General features: G+C 70.8%; 18 protein-coding genes and 2 pseudogenes. 12 read left to right on the top strand and 8 right to left on the bottom strand.

Going from position 1 to position 21,247, the window contains the following annotated elements; translation table 11 throughout:
* Nucleotides 1-737: 737 nt before the first annotated feature.
* Together IPK24_11345 and IPK24_11340 are read right to left on the bottom strand one after the other, a co-directional pair.
* Complete coding sequence (locus IPK24_11345) at nucleotides 738-1,766, bottom strand: hypothetical protein (protein MBK8076134.1); 1,029 nt, start codon at nucleotides 1,764-1,766, stop codon at nucleotides 738-740.
* Nucleotides 1,767-1,921: 155 nt separating this feature from the next.
* Entirely contained in the window at nucleotides 1,922-2,626 is a 705-nt protein-coding gene (locus IPK24_11340) for an FMN-binding negative transcriptional regulator (GenBank protein ID MBK8076133.1), read from the bottom strand.
* A 74-nt stretch (nucleotides 2,627-2,700) separates the two neighbouring features.
* On the opposite strand from IPK24_11340, the gene IPK24_11335 reads away from it, so the two are divergent.
* The 5 genes from IPK24_11335 (at nucleotide 2,701) to IPK24_11315 (ending at nucleotide 8,600) form a co-directional block, all read left to right on the top strand.
* Nucleotides 2,701-3,324 (top strand): helix-turn-helix transcriptional regulator, encoded by a 624-nt coding sequence (locus IPK24_11335; protein ID MBK8076132.1) that lies wholly within the window; start codon nucleotides 2,701-2,703, stop codon nucleotides 3,322-3,324.
* Nucleotides 3,325-3,328: 4 nt separating this feature from the next.
* Complete coding sequence (locus IPK24_11330; protein ID MBK8076131.1) at nucleotides 3,329-4,150, top strand: SRPBCC domain-containing protein; 822 nt, start codon at nucleotides 3,329-3,331, stop codon at nucleotides 4,148-4,150.
* Nucleotides 4,151-4,331: 181 nt separating this feature from the next.
* Nucleotides 4,332-5,879, top strand: coding sequence for a CapA family protein (locus tag IPK24_11325; protein ID MBK8076130.1), 1,548 nt, complete (start codon nucleotides 4,332-4,334; stop codon nucleotides 5,877-5,879).
* A complete protein-coding gene (locus tag IPK24_11320; protein ID MBK8076129.1) occupies nucleotides 5,876-8,098 on the top strand; it encodes a DUF3160 domain-containing protein in 2,223 nt (740 codons plus the stop codon). The genes IPK24_11325 and IPK24_11320 overlap by 4 nt, the downstream gene beginning before the upstream one ends.
* A 37-nt stretch (nucleotides 8,099-8,135) precedes the next feature.
* Nucleotides 8,136-8,600 (top strand): hypothetical protein, encoded by a 465-nt coding sequence (locus IPK24_11315; protein MBK8076128.1) that lies wholly within the window; start codon nucleotides 8,136-8,138, stop codon nucleotides 8,598-8,600.
* A 32-nt stretch (nucleotides 8,601-8,632) separates the two neighbouring features.
* Here the strand turns inward: IPK24_11315 and IPK24_11310 are convergent, their stop codons facing one another.
* The 3 genes from IPK24_11310 to IPK24_11300 form a co-directional block, all read right to left on the bottom strand.
* On the bottom strand, nucleotides 8,633-10,435 hold the full coding sequence (locus IPK24_11310) for an ABC transporter ATP-binding protein (GenBank protein ID MBK8076127.1): 1,803 nt from the start codon (nucleotides 10,433-10,435) through the stop codon (nucleotides 8,633-8,635).
* 115 nt (nucleotides 10,436-10,550) lie between these two features.
* Nucleotides 10,551-10,964, bottom strand: a complete 414-nt coding sequence (locus tag IPK24_11305; protein ID MBK8076126.1) for a type II toxin-antitoxin system VapC family toxin — start codon at nucleotides 10,962-10,964, stop codon at nucleotides 10,551-10,553.
* Nucleotides 10,961-11,221, bottom strand: a complete 261-nt coding sequence (locus tag IPK24_11300; protein ID MBK8076125.1) for a type II toxin-antitoxin system prevent-host-death family antitoxin — start codon at nucleotides 11,219-11,221, stop codon at nucleotides 10,961-10,963. Before IPK24_11300 ends, IPK24_11305 begins: the two co-directional genes overlap by 4 nt.
* Nucleotides 11,222-11,328: 107 nt before the next feature.
* Here IPK24_11300 and IPK24_11295 point away from each other — a divergent pair, with 107 nt between their 5' ends.
* Both IPK24_11295 and IPK24_11290 read left to right on the top strand, forming a co-directional pair.
* Nucleotides 11,329-11,703: a MarR family transcriptional regulator gene (locus IPK24_11295; GenBank protein MBK8076124.1), complete on the top strand. Its 375-nt coding sequence runs from the start codon at nucleotides 11,329-11,331 to the stop codon at nucleotides 11,701-11,703.
* Between the two features lie 53 nt (nucleotides 11,704-11,756).
* On the top strand, nucleotides 11,757-12,440 hold the full coding sequence (locus IPK24_11290) for an ankyrin repeat domain-containing protein (GenBank protein MBK8076123.1): 684 nt from the start codon (nucleotides 11,757-11,759) through the stop codon (nucleotides 12,438-12,440).
* Nucleotides 12,441-12,444: 4 nt separating this feature from the next.
* Here IPK24_11290 and IPK24_11285 read toward each other — a convergent pair whose 3' ends face one another.
* Nucleotides 12,445-13,566, bottom strand: coding sequence for an epoxide hydrolase (locus tag IPK24_11285; protein MBK8076122.1), 1,122 nt, complete (start codon nucleotides 13,564-13,566; stop codon nucleotides 12,445-12,447).
* A 40-nt stretch (nucleotides 13,567-13,606) separates the two neighbouring features.
* On the bottom strand, nucleotides 13,607-14,188 hold the full coding sequence (locus tag IPK24_11280) for a hypothetical protein (GenBank protein MBK8076121.1): 582 nt from the start codon (nucleotides 14,186-14,188) through the stop codon (nucleotides 13,607-13,609).
* A 335-nt stretch (nucleotides 14,189-14,523) separates the two neighbouring features.
* Here IPK24_11280 and IPK24_11275 point away from each other — a divergent pair, with 335 nt between their 5' ends.
* From IPK24_11275 to IPK24_11255, 5 genes and pseudogenes are all read left to right on the top strand, one after another.
* Nucleotides 14,524-14,886, top strand: coding sequence for a hypothetical protein (locus IPK24_11275; protein MBK8076120.1), 363 nt, complete (start codon nucleotides 14,524-14,526; stop codon nucleotides 14,884-14,886).
* A 54-nt stretch (nucleotides 14,887-14,940) separates the two neighbouring features.
* Nucleotides 14,941-16,698, top strand: coding sequence for a hypothetical protein (locus tag IPK24_11270; GenBank protein ID MBK8076119.1), 1,758 nt, complete (start codon nucleotides 14,941-14,943; stop codon nucleotides 16,696-16,698).
* Between the two features lie 34 nt (nucleotides 16,699-16,732).
* Nucleotides 16,733-16,980: pseudogene (locus tag IPK24_11265) on the top strand (hypothetical protein).
* 4 nt (nucleotides 16,981-16,984) lie between these two features.
* Nucleotides 16,985-17,572 (top strand): hypothetical protein, encoded by a 588-nt coding sequence (locus IPK24_11260; protein MBK8076118.1) that lies wholly within the window; start codon nucleotides 16,985-16,987, stop codon nucleotides 17,570-17,572.
* Between the two features lie 43 nt (nucleotides 17,573-17,615).
* Nucleotides 17,616-19,181: pseudogene (locus tag IPK24_11255) on the top strand (AAA family ATPase).
* Nucleotides 19,182-19,208: 27 nt separating this feature from the next.
* Here the strand turns inward: IPK24_11255 and IPK24_11250 are convergent.
* Complete coding sequence (locus IPK24_11250) at nucleotides 19,209-20,105, bottom strand: CHAT domain-containing protein (GenBank protein MBK8076117.1); 897 nt, start codon at nucleotides 20,103-20,105, stop codon at nucleotides 19,209-19,211.
* Between the last annotated feature and the right edge of the window lie 1,142 nt (nucleotides 20,106-21,247).

Genomic DNA, 21,247 nt, shown 5'->3' with positions numbered 1-21,247 from the left:
CACCGACGCGGGCAGCCCCGACGGTGATCGTCACCCTCCCTCCAGGGATCAGATCACCGCGCCTGCTCGGAGTTCATCGACGCCACTGGCCGTGCCTGCCTCAGATCTCCTGACCAGAGTCAATCAACGCGGCGGCGGCCGATGCAGCCGCCGGTGCCCCAAACGCGCCATCTGATCGTGCCGAGGTCGTCCTCGCTCCAACGCCACGGGTTTCGGACAGGACTTAAGTCATCGGCCATGACCGGGTCGGTGTGAACGCACCCTTCGAGGGGGTTTCGACGCTAAGCCACGTTTGCAGCGTTTTATGGCAGCAAAGGCCTGGTTTCAGGTCCATTAACCGGGAAGGTTAGACCATGACCCCACCCCATCGGGTCATCAGATCGTGGGATGTCGTCGCAACTCAAAGCATGACCCATACCCCCGGCTGTTTGCGGTCACTTCCGAGAGGGTGCGGTCATTTCCAGCCGAGCGCGGTCACTTCCAGCCGAGCGCGGTCACCCCCCCCCTTCCAGCCGAGCGCGGTCACTTCCGAGAAGGTGCGGTCACTATCGACCGATCTGCGGTCGCTTCCAGTGGTCGACAACGCTGTCAGGCCACCGGAAGTGACCGCACTCCGGACCGGGGCCGCGACGGGACGGAGATCGGGAAGGGGATCAGGAAGGGGATCAGGAAGGGGATCAGGAAGGGGATCAGAACTGGAATCAGAACAGGGATCGGAACAGGGATCAGGAGTGAGATCAAGACTGAGACCGCGACCCGGACCAGGACCCACCTGACCGAGCCCAGGAGGGCGGGTCCCCGATCACCCAGTGGTCGCGCGATCGGTCACGCATCATGCCGGCCGCATGCGCAGCGTGCAGTCGAGCCACCGCCGTCGGACGCCGGGGACCGATGTCGACCCCGGTGAACTGCAGCACGATCAACCCGCCGCCCTGCATGTCCTCCCGTCGCTGATGGTCCTTCGAACGCCGCGCGGCCGTGGCGTGATGCCCGCCGTCGTATTCACCGATCAGTGCTGCGCCCTCATCCATCAGATCCGCTCGACCCAGCAGACGGCCGTCTCGGGAGTAGACCCAGGGATTCACCAGTGGCGGCGGCAATCGGGCCTCCACCACCCAGATCAGGCGCAGCCGCGATTCGGGCAGCGATTCCACCCCGGCCCGCGCGAACGCCAAGACCCGCCGGGCTTGCGCCACGCCCCGGCGCCTCGGATGGCGCCCGAGCCACTCACCCATCTCGGCCGCCAAGCCCCCTGCGGCCTCGCCGTCGCGCATCATCGCGTCGACCCGCACCACGGCCTCGACGAAGGACGTGGTCAGCCGTGCCAGGTCGACGGCCGTGCGCAGCCGCGACGTGACCTGCACGCCGTCGATCACGACGATGTCGTCGTCCGACAGGTCGCTGCGCACCAGCTCGATTCCCTGCGTCCGCCGGCAGCGCGAGGCCCGGGGCCGGCAGAGCATCACCGGCAGCTCCCGACGATCCGGTCCCAGACCGTCCAGATCGAGGACGCCGTGCGCGTGGGCAGCGGCCCATCCCCCGATGGCGCCGTGCTCACCGGTCAGCGGCGCCGCCTGCCGAATCCGGTCCCAGGGACCCCGAGGGATCACCCCATCGGGGGTGTGCACCCACAGCCCTCGATTGGTGCGTCGCCAGGCACTGCCGCGCAGGTCATGCGTCGACACCCCGCCGCGCACCAGGTCCGCGCGGGCGTGAGCGCCACCGTCCAGTAGACCGCTCAGCGGCTGGTGCAGTTCGGTCGTCATGCCGGCCAGACTGCGATGACGCTGGGCACCGGGGCGACCTGGCCACCGCCGGTTGTGGACGGTGTGACGCCCGCTCTCGACTGGGGACGCAACGAGCCGGACGTCGCGAGCCCCAGCCCCGCGAGCCCAAGCCCCGCGAGCCTCAGCCCGCAAACTCAGCGCCGCGCACCCCGCCGGGCGACATCGGCCAGCAGGTCGGCCCGTCGACGAGCGGCGGCCGTGGAGTACTCGTCCATCCAGGCGGCGGTGTCCGCGGCGAGGGCTCCCCCGCCCTCGGCGCGCAGGCCCGTGACGATGCCGGCGACGTCCGCGGGGGTCTTGTTCTGACTCATCTTCGCCTTGGCCACGATCCGGGTGATCCGCAGCTCGAGCCCGACGATGGCGCGCAGCTGGCGGGCGAGGTGGTCGGCGGGTACGTCGTCCACCCGGTACCCACCGGCCCCGCCGTCCGCACCCGGCGACTCGTGGACGGCCGTCAGCCGGCGCACGACATCCTCGGTCCACGCGGGGTCGTCGTGGGCGATCAAGGTGCCGTAGACGTGGGCGGTCAGGTAGTTCCACGTCGGCACGACCTGGCCGGTCTCGGCGAAGGACGGCATCCAGCGGGGCGAGATGTAGTGGTCGGCGCCGCGCACGATCACCAGGGCCTCACCGATCACCGGCTCGCTGCACTGAGGATTGTTGCGGGCGACATGGGTCAGCAGCGCGCCGTGCTCGCCGGCGCCCGGATCGAAGACGAAGGGCAGCAAGGTGGCGACCACACCATGGTCGTGGGCGGTGACCAGGTCGGCCGCCCCGAGGCGGGTGAGCAGGGCGTGCACCTGATCGGCGGGCAGGGCGAAGTGGTCGGCGACGTACATGCCGCCATTGTGTCCCGGGGCTCTGGTCGGCCGTTCCATTTGACAGGATCTCTTTTCGATATCAGGCTCCTGCCATGCGAGACCTACAGGTCATCGACGAGCCGGCGGCGGCGATCGCCGTGCTCGACCCGGTACGCGCCCGCATCCTGGCCCTGCTCGGCGAACCCGGCTCGGCCACCACGGTGGCGCACACGCTCGGTCTGCCTCGGCAACGGGTCAACTACCACTTGCGCCAACTCGAGTCCCACGGCCTGCTGCGCCTGGTCGAGGAGCGGCCCCGGCGAGGGCTGACCGAACGCGTGGTGGTGGCCTCGGCGTCCGGCTATGTCGTCTCGCCCGCCGCCGTCGGCCGGACCGCCACGGACCCCGAGCGTCTCGACCGGCTCTCGGCGCGCTACCTGATCGCCCTGGCGGCCCGCCTGGTCCGTGAGGTGGCCGACCTGTCCCGGCGGGCCGAGCAGGCCCGAAAGTCGTTGCCCACACTGGCGATCGACACCGAGATCAGATTCGCCTCACCCGCCGACCAGGCAGCGTTCACGCGTGACCTGGCCCAGGCCGTGACCACGCTGGTCGCCCGATATCACGACGAGACCACGGACGACGGGCGCTGGCATCGCGTGATCGTCGCCGCCCATCCCCGACCAGTGCCCGAACCCGAACCGGACCCGAACCGAAGCCGAGCCCCCGAGAAGGACTGATCCCATGAGCGAGCAGCACGAGCCGAGCAGCCCGGCCGACCCGACCAGCCAGACCCGGTCCATCGAACTCGAGGTCGAGGTCGTCGGCACCCCCGAGCAGGTGTGGCAGGCCATCGCCACCGGCCCGGGCATCAGTTCCTGGTATGTGCCCCACACGGTCGAGGAGCGCGAGGGCGGCGCCGCCACGGCGTCCTTCGGCCCCGGTCCCGAGATGCAGATCTCCGGACGCGTCGCGGCGTGGGATCCGCCGCACCGGATCATGTTCGACAAGGGCGACGGGGCCGGTGGTCTCGCCTTCGAGTGGCTGGTCGAGGCCCGCGACGGTGGCAGCTGCGTCGTCCGGTTGGTCAACTCCGGTTTCGGCACCGGCCAGCCGTGGGACGACCAGTACGACCAGATGACCGAGGGTTGGCGGGTCTTCCTGCGCAATCTGCAGCTGCACCTCGAGCACTTCGCCGGCCGGCAGGCCACGGCCGCGCTCCCGATGGCCGTCTGGCCGGGCGATCGTTTCTCGGTCTGGCCACAGCTGCTCCGCGAGCTGAACCTGCCGGCCGAACCCGTTGTGGGACAACACATCACCATCGCCACGGACGATGTACCGAGGCTGGCCGGCACGGTGGTCGAGGCCGCCCCCGGCAAGCTGGTGCTGCTGCTCGACGCACCCGCCCCCGGGACGGGTTTCCTGCTCGCCGAGACCTTCGGCCAGGCCAGCGGGGTGTCGATCTGGAGCTACCTCTACGGCCCGGACGGCGCCGCCGCCGCCGAGCGGGACGAGCCGGCGTGGCGGGCCTGGCTGGACGCGAGAGCCGTACCGGCCCAGGGCTGATCACGACGCCACCGACATCACGAGCGACCGGCCGGCCGGGCCGCCAACCGTCCCGGTCCGGCCGGCGTCCTGAGGACTAGCGTCGAAGAGTCCGAGGGGCGAGAGCATGGGTGGCCACAGGAACCGGTGCACCGCGTCGCTCCTGGCGCATGCGGTGGCGGGAGTCTCGGCGGGTGTACTGGTGGGTGCCCTGGCCCTGACCGCCTGCGCCGCGACACCGGCCCGCACCACCCCACGATCGCCCGCCTCATCGCCCGCCGCCACACCCACCCCCACCCTCACGCCCACCCCCGACACCACCCTCGACACCACTCCCACCCCACGGACCGGCCCGACGATCCGGGTACTGCTGGCCGGCGACGTCATGCTCGGCCGCGGCGTCGCCCGGAGCACTGCCGGGCAGCCGTCCTCGGCCCTGGCCGGCGTCCGCGACCAGGTGCGCGCCGCGGACATCGCCGCGGCCAACCTCGAATCCCCGCTGACCATCCGGCCGCACCGGCCCACCGCCGGTCCCTACGCCCTCGAGGCGTCGCCGGCGGCGGCCGGGCTGCTCGCCGAGGCCGGATTCGACGTCCTCGGGGTGGCCAACAACCACGCGGGTGACGCCGGGCCCGCCACCGTGACCGACACCCTGGCCGCCCTCGACCGCGCCGGGCTGGGCCAGAGCGGCGGCGGCACGGATGCCACCGACGCCTTCACGGCGCGCCTGATCACCACCCGCGGCCTCACCGTCGCCTTCCTCTCGGTCGACGCCACGGGTGCCGGTCCCCGGGCAGGCACCAGCACCCCGGGCATCGCCTGGTGGGACGAGGCCCGGCTGCGCAACGCCGTCCAGCAGGCCCGAGCTCGGGCCGACCTGGTCGTGGTCGGGCTGCACGGCGGCACCGAATACCTCACCGCGACCGATCGCGCGCAGTCCCGCCACGCCACCCTGCTCGCGAGCTGGGGGGTCGACGTGATCTGGGGCCACCACCCCCACGTCGTGCAGCCGGTGACCACCATCGACCCGGACGGCGACGGGCGGGTGAGCGTGGTGGCCACCAGCCTGGGCAACCTGCTGTTCGACCAACACGACCCCGCCGCCCGGCGCGGCGCCCTGCTCGAGGTGCTGGCCGGCCCCGAGGGGGTGCGCGCGGTGCGGCTCGCCGACACGACGATGGCGCAGGGCCGTGCCGCCTTCACCGGGTGGCGAGCCCCGACCCGGCCGGCCGATGCGGCCTACCTCGACGGCACCTGGTGGCAGCTCGTGAGCGCCGCGCCGCCCCCGGCTCAGCCGCTCGACGCCACCCGCCGGACCGCGCTGGAGGCCAGACTGCACCCGGGTGAGCTGATCGCCGCGACGCTCGGCGACGTCGATCGGGACGGCGCACCGGACGTCGCGGCGGTGTTCCGCCGCCCCTACCGCGTCACCGAGGTCAACACTGCCCTGGACGCCGCGCGGCTGGTCGATGCCCGCGGCTGGAGCCTGCACGTCGGTCTCTACCGAGCCGACGACCTGTCAGCACGCTGGGTCGCGGGCACGGTGCTGCGCCCGGTCACCGCGGTGGCGGCCTGCGACGGCTGGCTGGCCCTGGCCACGAGCACACCGGCCGCGGTGGCCGCATGGCGGTGGGGCGGCTTCGGTTTCGTCAGCTCCGAGGATCTACCCGGTGCCGGCCGACCGGCCTGCGCCGACATCGACGGCGACGGCGTCCGTGACCCGCTCGCCGTGGACAGGAGTGCGTCATGACCACTCACCGGACCACTCATCCGACCAGTCACCCGACCAGTCACCACACCCGTAACTGGACCACACACCGGATCCGTCATCGCCTGATCGCCTGGTCGGTGGCCGCCACCGTGGTGGCGGCCGGGTGCTCCGCCACCGGTGACTCCCCCGCCGCCTCGCCGTCCGGCACGCCCACCGGCAGCGTGAGCCTCGCACCGTCCCCGGCCTCGTCGCCGTCGACCACGATCGTGGCGCTCCCCGCCGCGTTGGTGCAGTTCGGCGCCTACACCGCGGTGCCCATGGGCGACCCCGACTCCCCCGCCTACGAGGGGCCGGCCCGGCCGACCTCACTGACCGGGGTCCAGGTCGCTCCCAGTGTGCGAGAGGCGTTGGCGGCCAACGGTGTCGGCACCACCCTGACCCGGCAGGGCTTCGTCGTGGTGCCCGCCGACCTGCGGCAACTGCACTTCGCCTACACCGAGAGCGCCTATGGCGGCTGGCCGGTGTACGTGACCACTGATGCGGCGTATCACGTCTGGCACCTGACCTTCGACAAGATCCTGCGCGACATCGAGACCTCGGCCCTGTCACCGAGGCTGCGCACCCTGGTGAGCCAGAGCCTCACCGCGGCGCACACCCAGACCGGGCAGCTGTCGGGGACGGCGCTGGCCGATGCGGCGGCCCGCGCCGAGCAGCTCTACCAGGTGGCCGCTGCCGAACTCGGGCTGCCGGTCACCCTGGGACCGTTGGCCCGGCAGGAGAAGGCGCTGGTCGACGCGCACGCCGGCCCGGCGACGTCCCCCCTGCTCGGGACGCGGATCGACTACTCGCTGATGACCCCCCGTGGGCACTACACCCGCTCGGCGACGCTGAGCCGCTACTTCGTCGCGATGTCGGTGTTGGGTCAGTCGGCGTTCTGTCTGCCGGGCACCCAGGGCTGTTCGTCGAGCGATCCGGTCCGCCCGGTGCGGGTCGGGCTGCTGGCCACCCGGGCGATGCTCGGGTCGAGCAGTCTCACGGCGCAGTGGCGTTCGATCTACGAGACCACCGCCTTCCTGGTCGGGCTCGCCGACGACTACACCCCGGCCGAGATGCTCGCCGCCGCGACCTCCGTTGCGCCCCAGTGGATGTCGAATCCCGGGCCATTGGCGGACGACGCGATCGTGCGTCGGGTGATCGCGTCGCTGACCACGACCCGGGCCGTGCGCATCGACCCGGAGAAGGCCTCCCTGCGCCTCATGGGCACCCGCTTCACCCTCGACTCGTACGTGATGGACCAGCTCATCGCGCCCTCGGTCGGCACGAACTCCGCAGGTCAACAGCGCCTGCTGCCGTCCGCACTGGACGTGGCCGCGGCGCTCGGTTCGACCACCGCCCGCACGGTGCTGACCACGTCCGGAGCGATGGACCACCAGGGCTACCGCGAGCAGCTCGCGGCGCTGACGAGCCTGGTGCAGAACCGCCCGGCGGCCGAGTGGGGCGGCACGGTGTACGACGCCTGGTTGGCTGCGCTGCAGCCGGTGTGGGCCGACCACGGCCGGGCCTTCCCCGACCTGATGCGCACTCCGGCCTGGGCGGCCAAGGATCTGCAGAGCGGTCTCGGCTCCTACGCCCAGTTGAAGCACGACACGATCCTCTACACCAAGCAGGCCGTGGCCGAGGGCGGCGGTGACGAGCCGGCGACGACGCCCCGCAACTGGGTCGAACCCGAGCCGGTCGCCTTCGCGCGGCTGGCCGCCGCGGTCGCGTTGCTGCGCAGCGGTGCGTCCGCGCGCCACCTGCTCACCGCCTCGCAGGTCACGCTGCTGACCGACGTGGGCGACGTGTTCGACCTGTTCGCGCGCACGGCCGCGGGCGAATTGGCGGGACAGAAGGTCTCGGCCGCCGACAATCAGGCGTTGCGGTTCATCGGTGAACGGCTCGAGGCGCTGTGGTTCCGCACCTCCGACGGCTCGAGCTCGGGTGAACCCGAGGCGGACACCGATTCCGCGGTCATCGCCGACATCGCCTCCGGCCCCGCCTCCGTCCTCGAGGTGGGCACCGGCCGGTTCGACCGGATCTACGTTCTGGTGCCGGACGACGCGGGCCGGTTCCAGGTGGCGGTCGGTGGGACGTACGCCTACTACGAGTTCGCCGTGGCCGCCGGTGAGCGGCTGACCGACACCACGTGGCGGGCGAAGCTGGACGGCGGCACGGCCCCGGCGCGCCCGTCGTGGCAGTCGGTGATGATGGCTCACTGACCTCCCGAATAGATACCCCCACGGGTATGCTGACGAGATGTCGAACACCCCGAGCACGATCGAACCACCGTCGGCGGGCCCGATCCAGATCCTCGAGCCCACCCCTGCGGTGCAGCTCGGCCTGCCGGCCATGCCCCCGGCCTGGCGCACTGCCCTGGACCGTCGGCGTGCCGTCGTCGCGGCGATCCTGACGCCGGTGACGGTGATGCTGTTCCTCGACGCACCCTCGGCCGGTTCGGTCGATCAGCCCTGGGAGTGGGGCTCACTCGGCCTGCTCGGCGTCCTGGCCGCCCTGATCTGGGCGACCTTCGTGCCCCGCCAGGACGGCGCCCGCACCGTGGCCGCGACCCCGTGCGGGGCGATGGCCGCCGTCTACCCCGTGCTGGCTCTGATGAGCCTGGGCGGGCAGCCGATGACACCGTTGATGACCGGCTTCTCGGTGTTGATGCTGAGCTATGGCCTCAGCCAGCGCGTGCTGGGCACCGGGGCCTGCCGCGCCTGACCCGGCCGCGACGAGCCCCAGGGGTCAGGGCCTCAGGCGGCCAGGGCGGCGTAGCGTCCCTCGGCCGACAGCAGACTCTCGTGGGTGCCGGTTTCGACCACTCGGCCGTGGTCGAGCACGATGATCTGATCGGCGTCGCGCACGGTCGAGAGGCGGTGCGCGATCGAGATGGTGGTGCGCCCCCGGGCCAGGGCATCGAAGGCCTGCTGGACGGCGCGCTCGGTGCGGGTGTCCAGGGCGCTGGTGGCCTCGTCGAGGATCAGCACCCGCGGGTCGCGCAGCAAGGTGCGGGCGATCGCGATGCGCTGCTTCTCACCGCCGGAGAACCGATGCCCGCGTGAGCCGACCACGGTGTCGTAGCCCTCGGGCAGCGCGACGATCAGGTCGTGGATCTGTGCCGCGCGGGCGGCGTCCTCGATCTGGGCGTCGGTGGCGTCGGGCTTGGCGTAGCGCAGGTTGTCGCGCACGCTCGCGTGCAGCAGGTAGGTCTCTTGACTCACGACACCGACGACATCGGCGAGATCGGCCAGCCGTAGGTCGCGCAGGTCGATGCCGTCCAGGGTGATCCGGCCCGCGGTGGGGTCGTACAGCCGCGCGGTCAGGGCACCCAGGGTGCTCTTGCCCGAGCCGGTGGCACCGACCACGGCCAGGGTGCCGCCCGCCGGGACGTCGAGCGTGACGCCGTCCAGCGCGGGGGTCTGACTGCCGGGGTAGGTGAACGTGACGTTCTCGAACCGCACCTGCCCGCGCACGCGGGCCGGGTCGAGGTCGACCGGATGAGCGGGATCGTCGACCTCGACGGTGAGGTCGAGGTACTCGAAGATGCGGGCGAACAGGGCGAGCGAGGCGATGATCGAGACGCCGACGTTGAGCAGGCCCATCAGCGGGCGGAACAGCCCGTTCTGCAACGAGGTGAACGCGATCAGGGTGCCGATCGTCATGGTGCCGGCGGTCATCGGCAGCCCGGCGCCGAGGTAGATCACGGCGGGGATCGCGGCGAACATCACGCTCATCGAGGCCATCCGCCAGCGACCGGCCAACTGCGAGCGCAGCTCGAGGTCGACCAGGCGGGCCGAGGAGTCGGTGAACCGTTGCACCAGAGCCGGCCCGGCGCCCATGGCCTTGCTGAGCTGGACCCCGCTGATCGACAGGCTCTCGTCGATGGTGACGTTGAGGTCGGCCAGTTCACGCTGCTGTTGCGCGGTGATGGCCCGGCGCATGCGGGCGACCCGGCGGGTCAGGTAGATCGAGGGCGGCAGCACCACGAGCGAGATCAGCGCCAGCCGCCACGACAGCGCGACCATGGCGATCACGGTGGCCACGGCCGTGGTCAGGTTCGCGGCGATGGACGTCGCGGTGGAGGTCACCACGTTCTGCATGCCGCCGATGTCGTTGGTGATCCGCGACTGCACCTCGCCGGTGCGGGTGCGGGTGAAGAAGGTCAGCGATTGACGCTGCAGGTGGGCGAAGACCGAGGTGCGCAGGCCGTGCATCACCTGTTGACCGATGCGGGTGCTGATCCAGGTCTGGACGACGCCCAGGGCGGAGGTGAGCGCGGCGACGCCCACCATGGCCACGGTGAGCCAGATCAGCAGGGGCAGGTTCTGGTCGGGCAGCGCGGTGTCGATCACCGCGCGCAGCAGGAAGGGTGAGGCCAATCCGACGACCGAGGCCGCAACGATGATCGCTGTGACCACCGCGAGCTGCCAGCGGTGTGCGGTGAAGAGCCGGCCGATGCGGCGCAACGAGACCTCGCGGGCCTGCGTCTTCTCGGCGGGGGTGACGGTGACGGAGCTCCCCCGACCTCGGGGACGGTTCTGTGGGTGGTCATCCATGGATGATCCTCTCGACGGTGGCTGAGGGCCGCGTGGTGATACTGAGGTTGCCTCACTATGAGGCTGCAACAGGATCGACCGTCGCCGTATTCCTGCGCCCCGAGCGATCAGCTCGTCACGCCGAGTACCAGCCGGCCGGACGCCCCGGGGCCACAACCGTGAACCCACGCTCGGCCGCCGCCTGTGCTTGCCGGCGGTCGTAGGTCAGAAAGTCGCTCTCGCCCAACTCCATGGCCGCCACGAGATGGATGGCGTCGGCGGTTCGTAGGAAGGTGCCCGGCGGCGACGGCAACCTCCCCGCACGCCAGAGCCCCGCCTCGTCCACCGCCAACAGGTCCAGCTGACGCAGCAACAGGCCGGCAGCGGCCGCATCTGCTCCGGCGCGAGCCACGGTGCGGGTCAACTCGGCGATCGTCAGTTCACTCGACGTCGTCCGGTCGGGCGCCGACGCCAGATACTCGGCCACCGCCGATGTCTCCGCCTCGGCAATCAGCAGTTTGACCAGGGCGGAGGTGTCGGCGTAGGTCACCGCCCGCGGTCCTCGGCGAGCAGTTCCTCACTGGACATGGCAGCGGGCACGGGTGCCGGCAGCTTGCCCAGGTCCAGCCCCGTTCCGACCTTCAGCCGGCCCGATGCCGCCAGCCGCGACTGGACATCCGCTCCGGCCGGCACCAGGACCGCCGCCGGAACGCCGTTGTTGGTGACCAGCACCGATTCCCCTTCGGCGACCCGCCGCAGCAGTTCGCCCGAGTTGTTGCGCATCTCGCGCTGACTGACAACCTCCATGCAGTGAGCGTAGCACGCCGTAGCACGACCGGTGTTAGGGTGTTCGCGTGCCCGACACCTCGCAGCCTCCGAGCCCGCCGGAGCAGAATCTGGCGGAGTCGTTCTGGATGGTCGCCCGGCGACTGCGCCACCTGTCCCGCGATGCCGTCGCCCCGTGGGACATCACCCCCTCGCACGCCCGTGCACTGGCGGTGCTGGCCCGCCATGGCGAGCTACGCTCCGGCGAACTGGCCGACCACCTGCACGTGGTTGCCCGATCGGTCACCGACCTGGTCGACGATCTGGTCGATCGCGGGCTCGTCGAACGCCGGTCCGACCCGCACGACCGCCGCGCCGTCCTGGTGCGCCTGACCGACGAGGGCACCCGGGTCGCCGAGGCCATCGCCCAGGCGCGCGCCGTCCAGGCCGAGACCTTCTTCGCCGTCCTGTCGGCCACCGATCGCGCTCACCTGACCCGCATCCTGGGGCGGCTGCGCGACTGACGGCTACCGTGAGGCTCGTGTCCGAGAAGCCGCCGTCCGCGAAGGAACCGGCCGTGCACGACCCGGCCGAGTCGGCGAGCCGTCGAGGGCCGACCTGGGACGGCGTCCTGAGCCCGAACGAGTACAAGCCCGCCGTCGTCCGCGCGCGGGACGCCCTCGCGGACGCCGCGCGCACCGCTCGCTGGGATCAGGTCCTGGGCCTGTTGCGCGATTCTGCCGGCGTGCTCCAGCCGGACCACTGGCGGGTCGCCGGGCGGTCCTGGTTCACGCCCCTGCACCAAGCGGCCTGGCACGGTGCACCGGCGAGCGTCGTCGACGAGCTGATCGCCCTGGGTGCCTCCCGCACACTGCACACCGCCGACGGACGCACCGCACGCGACATCGCCGCGGCGGCCGGGCACGAGGCGCTGCTGCCGCTGCTGGAACCTGCCCGACGCAACCCCGCCGACGAGGACGTACTCGCCGTCCTCGATCGGCACCTGAACGACCTCGTCGAGCAGCGGATCCGTCCGCAGCTGACGACCGAGCTCCGACCGTTCCCGACCGGGATGCTGACCGAACACGAGTCGGGCACCCGTGCGTGGTTCCCCGTGCCCGGCATGTACGGCGGCTTCTCGATCGCCCTGATGAGGAACTACCTGGACGTCGAGAGCTGGAGCCGCGTCGTCGGCGGATCGGGGCAGGCCCACGTCATCACCGTCGCGGGCACCGTTCTGGTCGACGAGGGATTCGTCTGACCCCTCACCCCTGGCCGGCGAAGAAGGCGGCGATGTCACCAGCGAGCAGGTCCGGCTCCTCGGCAGCCGCGAAATGGCCGCCGCGGGGGAATTCCGTCCACCGCTCGATGCGGTACAGCCGTTCGTACCACGAGCGGGGCGGTTTTCCCTCGGGCACGAATTCGTGGGCGAACACCGCCATCGCGGTCGGCACCTGCACGACATCGGCCGGCCCGAGTGGCGCGGTGTGCCACCGGTTGTCGACGTAATCCCGCATCGAGGTCGTGATCGAACCCGAAGCCCACCAGAGGGTCAGCATCGTCAGCAGGGCATCGCGGCCGAACCGGGCGTCGAGGTCGCCGGCGCTGTCCGACCAGGAACGCCATTTGTCCACCACCCAGGCGGCCAGCCCGGCGGGCGAATCGTTCAGCGCGTACCCCAGGGTCTGCGGTCGCGTGGACTGGACGGCGCTGTAGCCGCGTTCGGTCTCATCCCACCGGGCGACGTGGTCGACATACGCCTGCTCCTCGGGCGACAGCGGTGGCGAACCCGGACCGGTGTACGGCCACATCTCGAACGTACTCAGATGGATGCCGACCATCCGATCAGGGTGCGCCAACGCCATGTGGGTGGCCACGCCGGCGCCGAAGTCCCCGCCGTGCGCGCCGTAGCGCTCGTATCCGAGCCCCTGCATCAGTCCGTGCCACAACCGGGCCACGTACGCCCGGTCGACACCGACCTGCGCCGGGCGCTGCGAGAAGGCATACCCCGGCAGCGACGGGACGACGAGGTCGAACCGGTCACCGAGGCGGTCGATCAGCCCGAGCAGCTCCACGAAGGTGCTCGGCCAGCCGTGAGTGAGCACCAGCGGCGGCCCATCGCCGGATCCGCGATGGTGCACGAAGTGCAGACGGACGCCGTCCACCTCGGCCATCCGGTGCTCGAAGCGGTTGAGCCGGCGCTCGTGCTCCCGCCAGTCATAGCCGTCGGCCCAGTAGGCCAGCAGATCCCGCAGGTAGTCCAGGTCGACGCCCTGGCTCCACGGCTGCCCCGGTGCCGGGTCCGGCCAGCGGGTGCGTCGGATGCGGTCTCGGAGATCGTCCAGAACCTCATCGGGTACCGCCACGGCGAACGGCCGGATGTGCATCGTCCGACCGTACTCAACACTACTCAACACTATTCAAAGGTCATCGCACGCGGTCCTGCGCCAGGCACACCAGCGCCGTTCCGAGCATGACCGCACCGCCCGCGCCGCCGGCCACCGCCGTCCCCACCATCGCGCCGGTGGCCTCGCCCACCATGGCGACCAGCGCCACCACGATCAGGACGGTGCCGCACAGGGCCAGTGGTCGTACCCGGAACAGCCGCGCGAGCGGGAGGAAGTGAACGGCCACGACCAGCAGGATCCACGGGGCGAGCTGCCCCGGCCGGTTCACCCGGGACAGCACGAACGCCCCGACCAGGATCAGCACCACCTCGGTGCCGACCACCAGGCCGTAACGGCGCCGGGTTGCGGCGTCCGCCATCACCGAACCCGACGCTCGGGTGCGGCGCACGCGGACGACGGCCGCCAGCGCCACAGCCACCGAGACGACCGCGGCGACCCCGGCCGCCAGCGGCCATCGCCCGCCCACATCGGCGCTCGACCAGCTGAACCACGCCGCCGCAGCACCGGCCAGCACCAGGGCGGTCGCCGCGACGTCCCGGGGGTAGGCAGCACGGGCCGCCCGCTGCACCGGTGCAGCCGTCATCCGGTCCGGTGTTCCCACGAGTCCTCCCCGATCGGCTCTCGCTCGTCGAGGACCACTCTGCGACATCACCCTCGGGCTGCAAGGTGAGCGGCGCGTACCGGAGCCGAGCAGCCCGATCACCTTCGGCGTCAACGAATCATGCACCGGGTGACATCGGCTGTTTCCCTGATTTCGTCATTGACCCCGCCCGACCCACGGTGGCGAGGTTAATGTTCGGTGGGGCGGTCGGGGATGCAGACCACAGGGGGCGATGCATGGACTTCTCCCAACGGCGACGCGTCGACGTCGGTTTGTCATCTGCGACGCCCTCGGTGCGCACATTCGGTGGGACCGGGACGACATCCCTACGGAATCTGCGTCCGAGTCGGCAGGCGGGGCTTCTGGAAGCGATTCACCGACTCGACGCGGGACTCGATCCGGCGACGCGCGACGAACTCGTTCGGTGGATCCGAAACCAGTACACCGTCGAGTACGGAGACATTCCGCTGGGCCTGGTGTCGAAGTGTTACCTCGGACCGCCCTATGTGGATCACCGCATGGATCTGCTGCACAACATCCTCGACCACTTCTCGCCCACGCAGGCCATGCCCGAGCCGTTCGATGGTGCTCGAATGCTGGTCAGATCAGGGACATACGCGTTTATCGAGGTCTACGGCAGCGGACTGCTGGTACCCATCATGGACGACGGCACTCCGGTCGTCACGACACCTCCCTGACCGGAATTGCCCGATCGTGCCCATCACGGATCCATCAAACCCACGGAGAACACCTTGGCTGAACTCGACGTCAGTTCGCTGAACCGCGTACTCGGGCGAATCCAGAACCAGATCTCCGACCTCAGCAGCGAGATCACCGTTGTCGGTGGCCACGTGATGCACGTGGGCCAAGAGACGGCCTTGACACGCTCTGAGCTGGGACAACTTCGTCTCGACTTCGAGCAATTCGTGGCGCAGGCCGAACGCATCGCGAACATCCAGCGAGCAGAGACCAAGATCGTGGGCCTGCACGACGAGGTGGAGCACAAGTTCGGCCACCACAAGATCGTCCGGCGCAGTGCCATCGGGGTTCTCCAGCAATTCGACACCGGTCTGGTCAGCGAGGACACCGTGCGCGACATCGGTGAACAGCTCATGATCCAGACTCCGCGCTACTGGCTCGCCCCGGTCCTGGTCGCGCTCGCGGCGTGGGCAGCAGACAACCAGGACCTGTGCAACCGAGCGGTCGAGGAGGCCTTTCGGCGCTCGCCGGACAAGGCGTCGTTGTTCTTTGCGCTCGTCCTGCGCCGGCAGGGCCGTCAGGAGGCGGCGGTGCGCTGGCTGCGCCACTACCTCCGGGGCCTCGATCCGACCTCGCTCGGTCGCGACTTCGCCGTCATCCTGGAGTCGATCTCGCAGGGCGCATTCGGTCCGGCGGGCCGCGAGTTGGTCGCCGAGACCCTGGAGGGATGGCGAGCTGCCCTCGCCCACGACGCCGAGGTCAACGACGCCCAGGTCAAGCGCTGGATCGCCGAGTGCGAGGAGCGCACCCCCGTCGTCGAGACGTCGGCCTATCCCCGGCTGGCCAAGATCTCGCCGCAATGGCCGGTGCTGCGCACCGCGCTGAGCGGTGCCCAGGCGCAGCGGGCGCTGCTCGACAAGTACGGCGCCATGGCCTCCGAGGAGATTCCCGTCAACGTTCGGCTCGAGGATGCTGTCGACGACATCCTCGACCGGCTGGTGCAGGAGTACGACACCGACGAGCTGCCGCTGCGCCGCGAGCTCGCCTTCAATCGAGCAGTCATCGATCACGGTGGTGACCTGACCCGGGCCAAGGTGACGGCCGATGCCGAATCCGCAGGCTTGGAGGAGACCCTCGACTACCTCACCATCCAGTCGACGTCGGCACTGCGGCCCGAGCACATCGGGGTGTCGCGGGCCACCCAGCGCATGGCGGTGGGCGCCTGCCAGGAGTGGTTCACCGAAGCTCACAACAGATTCACCTTCGGGTACCGCTCCGCGCTGCCCAGCGATGTCGAGGCACACCTCGACTACCAGCACACCATCGCGTCGAAGGTCTTCAACCTGCCGTTGTGGAAGGGGTCCTTCACGACGCAGATGGACCAGCTCGAACAGGATCTCGGTGCCCACTGGGACCTGCACGCCAAGCCCTACATCGACAGCTTCGCCTTCAACTGGCAACGGGCGGCGATCCTGCCGGCGGCCGTTGCCGGCCTGTTGTTCGTCCTGTTGGTCGGGGCGAGCCCCGGTGCCGCCCTCATCGTCGCGGCGATCGTGGGAGGGGTGTGGGGGTTCATCATCTACCGCCGCCACACCAAGGCCCTCGAGGCTCAGCGGCAGGCCACGAACACCATCATGCAAGCCAAGCAACAATCGGTCGCCGAGCTGCGGGGGGCCGGCGCCGAACTCACCGATTGGTCCTCGCGGTATACCCAGGCCGATTCCTGCGAACCACAGACGCGCCAACTGATCGCCTCGCTCGCGACGTTCGCGCACGGACGGTCCGACTTCGACGGCCGCGTCGTGGCCTGAGCCGCGAACCAGACGAAGGATGCGACGAATGACCATGACCCCCGATACGAACTCCACACCTCCGGCCGGCCCTGAAGCCGCCGCTCCGGCCGCCCCACCGGTCGGCCCCACCACCAGCCCTGCCGCCAGCCCTGCCGTCGAGGCGATCCCTGGGCTCGGCAGACCACCGTGAAGGCCGAACGAGCCACGGCCCGGGTGCGCCAGATGGTGGACAAGTTGCCGAGCTGGGAGCCGTTGCCCCCCGGCGAGTTGGTCGTCCGGCGCCCCGGCACCAGCCGCTGACCCGGTGTGGGGCAACGGTGGGATCTACGGCACCTGGGTGGACCACCTCGAACGGTTCGCGGCCGGCGAGGACGTCGATTCCTCGTCGCTGCCCGCACTGAAGGCGGAGGATCTTCCCCCCGATGGCTGGGAGCGTCTGGGGCGGCGCCTCGGCGAGGCGGTGGGGGCTCGCCTCCGCCTCTGGGGCCAGGGCCTCGACCGAGGTATCTCCGAGGCCCGCGATGAGTTCGAGGTGGGGCGGGCTCTCACCTCCGCCCGCATCGGCCTGCGCACGATCAGGACCCTGGCGACACACCCAGGGCTGCCGACCGAGCTGGGCCACCAGCTGGTGGACTCGGTGGACCGCGAGATTCGTGCGGCGCAGACCCTGCTCGAACAGCAGGTCGACGATGCGCGCCGGGCCGGCGTCGATCCCCGGAGGGCCGAGGCCAGGCTCGCGACCCTGCGCACCAATGCCCTCACCGCCGTCCTCCTGCAGGACCCGTCGGCCACCTCGGCTCCCCCAGCGGCCACCGACGCCTCACCCGTCATCCCCTGGGCCACCGACCCGGGAGCGACATCGCGACGACGACTCACCTTCGACCGAGACTGACCGTTCGTGTCGAACGGCTGCTGCTGCACCGGAAGGACCTCACGTGTCGAACTACGCCGACTCCTTGGCGGACCTGGAGAACTACCTGGCCGCCCGGGTGCCGATCATCTCGCTGCGCTCGATCGAGCCCCGCGCGCGATTCGACTCGTCAAGGAGGCAGCGGCGCAGTCCAAGCGAGCCAATCAGGGCTATTGGACCTACACCCGCGCCACCGGATTGCGTGACCTGCGAACCAACACCCCGGTCACCGACGACCGGTCCTTCACGGGGGCGATGGAGTTCGCGGCCACGCAGTTCTCGAACCGACCACAATCGACGATCGTGTTCGTCGAGCCCGACGACGTCCACGACGACTCCTCGGTGAGCCGTCACATGGCCGAGCTGGCTCGCCTCGCCGACACGAACTCCGGCAGCGTGGTGCTCATCGTCGACGGCCCCTTGTGGTCCGGCCTGCAACGTCTGGGGATGAACATCACCCTCGACCTGCCCGACAGCGCCGAGATGTACGACACGATCTTCAGCTTCCTGGCGGACCACCACGGGGTGATCCCCATCGAGTGGACCGAACAGGATGCTCGCCGGGCCTCGGAGTTCCTCGTCGGTGTCACCGAGGGCACGGCGGTCAACGTGATGGCGACGGTCGCCGCCAAGGGGCACGTCGACAAGGCGGACGTCCAGCACCTGGCCACGGTCAAGGACCGGCACTTCTCCAACCTCGCCGGCCTGGAACGGGTCTCGATCAAGGCCGCCGACCACTCGATCGGGGGGCTGACCAGCCTGCGACTGTGGCTCGCACGCAAGCACCAACTCATGGCCGCCGACCTGCGTGGCACCTCGCTCCGGCCCCCTCGGGGCGTGCTGTTGGCCGGCGTCCCCGGCTGTGGAAAGTCGTTGTCGGCCAAGGCCGTTGCATCGGCCTGGCAGCTGCCGCTCTACCGGCTCGACCTGGCCACCATTCTCGGCCAGTACGTCGGTCAGTCCGAGACCCGATTCCGCGAGGCCCTCGACACCGCCGACCGAGTGGCCCCGTGCATCCTGTGGATCGACGAGATCGAGAAGGGGCTGGCCGGGCAGAACGACAGCACCGGCGTGAGCCGGCGCCTCATCGGGCAGTTCCTGTTCTGGCTGCAGGAGTCGACGACCAGGGTCTTCGTCGTGGCCACCTCCAACGACGTGCGCTCACTGCCCCCGGAACTGCTGCGCAAGGGCCGGTTCGACGAGCTGTTCTTCGTCGACCTGCCGGACGACGAGGACCGCCGCGAGATCATCCAGCTGTACTACGAGCGGTACGTGAGCACGCAGATCCCGAAGGACCTGCTCGACACGCTGGTGGAGCTGTCCGAGGGCGTCGCGGGGGAGCGACATCGAGTCCGCCCTGCACGAGGTCGGCGCCGAGGTGCTCCTCAATCCGACCGGGATCGACGGACTGCGCCCCTCGTTCGTCATCGACACCTTCCGCAACGCGGTTCCGTTGAGCCAGACCAACCCCGAACAGATCGAGGACATCCGGGCATGGGGTCGCGAGCGGGCACTTCCCGCCGGGCGCGGCCCCAAGGCCACCGGCTCGACGATGCCTGCCGGCCGCAGGGTGCTGCGCCTGGACGGGTGAGGCACGAGGGCCGGCGCCCGGGGGCCGTCAGGCCCCTTGATGGGTGTAGCCCGACCACATGTGCGGCGCCGCGAGCAGCGCGGCATCGACGCGACTCAGCGGACCGGCGTCGATCGCGGTCGCGCTGGTGCCCTCCACCAGGTCGAGCTGGGCCTCCCGCAGAGCGAGCGCGGGTGACAGGCCGCGCGACAGGTGGCGGTGCAGGTGCAGGCCCAGCACGGCGGCGCACCCGTCGGGCACCGGCCACCGGGTGCCGATGACGTGCTTGGCTCCGGCGGCGAGCATGCTGGTCGCCACGGTGAGCGCCTCGTCGAGGGCGGGCGCCTCGTCGTCCGCAGAGCGCGAGCCCATCACATCGGTGACGCAGGCGTTCACGATCACCACGCCACCCGGCCGGCCCGGCCGGATGCCACGCGCCTGGTCGAGGATTCGGGACAGCGGCAGCCACCCGTCGGCGGCCTGGATGGCCACCTCGGGGCTGGTCCGGCCGTGCGTGGCCAGGTGCACCAGCGAGGCCCCGGGCCGGGTCGGTGAGGGTAACGCGTCGAGAATCCGCTGTCTGGTGCCTGCATGCCGCGCCACCACCGTGGCCCGAGGGAAGATCGAGGTGACCTCGCGACCGAACGCCCGAGAGAAGGCGAGCCCCGATTGCGCCGGGTCGACCACGACCAGTACGTCCTCATCGATGGGCACGGCATCGACGGCGGCCGCTCGCAGGAAGGCGCGCCCCGAGGGCACGTGGGTGAGCACCAGATCGTGGACGGCGTAGCGCTTGCCGCCGGGCAGCGTGGCATCGGCCCGCCAGGCGGCGGCGAAGGGCAGCGCGGCCCATTCGGCGACCGAGACCAGCCCGAGCCGGGGCTCTCGGCGCAGACCCCAGCCGGCGGTGTGTTCGAGCAGCGGCTCGATGACGTTCTGGTGCAACCACGCGCCGAGTTCGTCCAGGGCGAGCTGCCGTGCCTGATCGGCCCGGTGGTGGACGTCGGCCTGGCGGGGGGTCGGCCTGCAAGAACGCCTGCTGGGCCTGGCGATACCGGGTCATGACCTCGTCGTGGCGCCGCGTGACCAGGGTCAGCGGGACGACGCCGACCCGGTCGTGCGCCGGGCGCAGGATCAGGGCGAAGCCGGTCGCGAGGCCGTCCGGCACGATCGCGTGCTGGTCCAACGCCGATTCCGGGGCCGGCGGCACGAGGTACACCAGGGCGTCGAGATCGGTGGTGGGTAGTGCCATGGCCAGCTGTTCCAGGGAGGGTCCGAGCAGCAGCACCTGACCGTCCGCGGTGGCCGAGACGTCGGCGAACGCCTCCGCCACCGACCGCTCCTGATCCCCCGGGCTGGCCGGGTCCGCCGGGTTCGCCGGGTCCGAGGTCCGCGCCGCGAGGTCGGCGACCTGGCTGCTGAGCAGGACGGCGGCCAGCGCGAGGGTGCGTCCCCTCTCGACGAGCATCAAGGCCTCGTCCGGGCAGTCGTCCGCGATCGCCCAGGCCACGGCTCGTCGCACGATGGGTTCGGCGGCGGCGGCGATGCCGAGGCGCTTCTCGAGCGACTCCTCGGCCATGACCACCCGCCCCAGCTCACGCAGCGCGGCCCGCGCCGCGGCCAGAGCGGCGGGTCCGTGCTCACTGCCCGCGGAGCGCACCCGGCGGCGGCAGCGCGCCAGGACGTCGAGCACGTGCACCCGCTGCAGGCTGGGCTCACGCCCGCGATCGGCCAGCAGATGGTTGAGATCGGCCAGCAGCCCCACCAGGGCGGCGTCACGGAACGGCTCGGCGAACCAGGCCAATCGAGCTCGCCCGAGGGCCAGCACCACCCGGCCCCGGCCCCGCAGCTCGACGTCCGGGACGCCGCCGTCGAGTTCGGTGGCCAACTCGGTCACGGCGGCCTCGAGCGCGGCGCGGTCCGACAGCGGCTCGTTGAGCACCTCGGCGTCCGCCGGCAGCAGGGATCGGGCCCGGGCGATGGCCCGCTCGACCCGGTCGAGCCGGTCGGCATCGGATGTCGCCGTCTGCCGGTGCGGCGCGGGCCGGGCCTGCGGAGGTGCGGACGGTTGCGGGCGGGGCGGCGCG

Source organism: Kineosporiaceae bacterium, assembly GCA_016713225.1.
GTDB lineage: Bacteria > Actinomycetota > Actinomycetes > Actinomycetales > Kineosporiaceae > JADJPO01.
The sequence above is the reverse complement of the archived record's forward strand: the minus strand, read 5'-3'. Positions and strand labels throughout refer to the sequence as shown.

Bases quoted from the DNA above. Each gene is read 5' to 3' on its own strand.
- IPK24_11285 (MBK8076122.1), bottom strand. From the start codon at position 13,566: ATGCACATCCGGCCGTTCGCCGTGGCGGTACCCGATGAGGTTCTGGAC.
- IPK24_11310 (MBK8076127.1), bottom strand. From the start codon at position 10,435: ATGGATGACCACCCACAGAACCGTCCCCGAGGTCGGGGGAGCTCCGTC.
- IPK24_11330 (MBK8076131.1), top strand. From the start codon at position 3,329: ATGAGCGAGCAGCACGAGCCGAGCAGCCCGGCCGACCCGACCAGCCAG.
- IPK24_11320 (MBK8076129.1), top strand. From the start codon at position 5,876: ATGACCACTCACCGGACCACTCATCCGACCAGTCACCCGACCAGTCAC.
- IPK24_11345 (MBK8076134.1), bottom strand. From the start codon at position 1,766: ATGACGACCGAACTGCACCAGCCGCTGAGCGGTCTACTGGACGGTGGC.
- IPK24_11295 (MBK8076124.1), top strand. From the start codon at position 11,329: ATGGTCGCCCGGCGACTGCGCCACCTGTCCCGCGATGCCGTCGCCCCG.
- IPK24_11315 (MBK8076128.1), top strand. From the start codon at position 8,136: ATGTCGAACACCCCGAGCACGATCGAACCACCGTCGGCGGGCCCGATC.
- IPK24_11300 (MBK8076125.1), bottom strand. From the start codon at position 11,221: ATGGAGGTTGTCAGTCAGCGCGAGATGCGCAACAACTCGGGCGAACTG.
- IPK24_11340 (MBK8076133.1), bottom strand. From the start codon at position 2,626: ATGTACGTCGCCGACCACTTCGCCCTGCCCGCCGATCAGGTGCACGCC.
- IPK24_11335 (MBK8076132.1), top strand. From the start codon at position 2,701: ATGCGAGACCTACAGGTCATCGACGAGCCGGCGGCGGCGATCGCCGTG.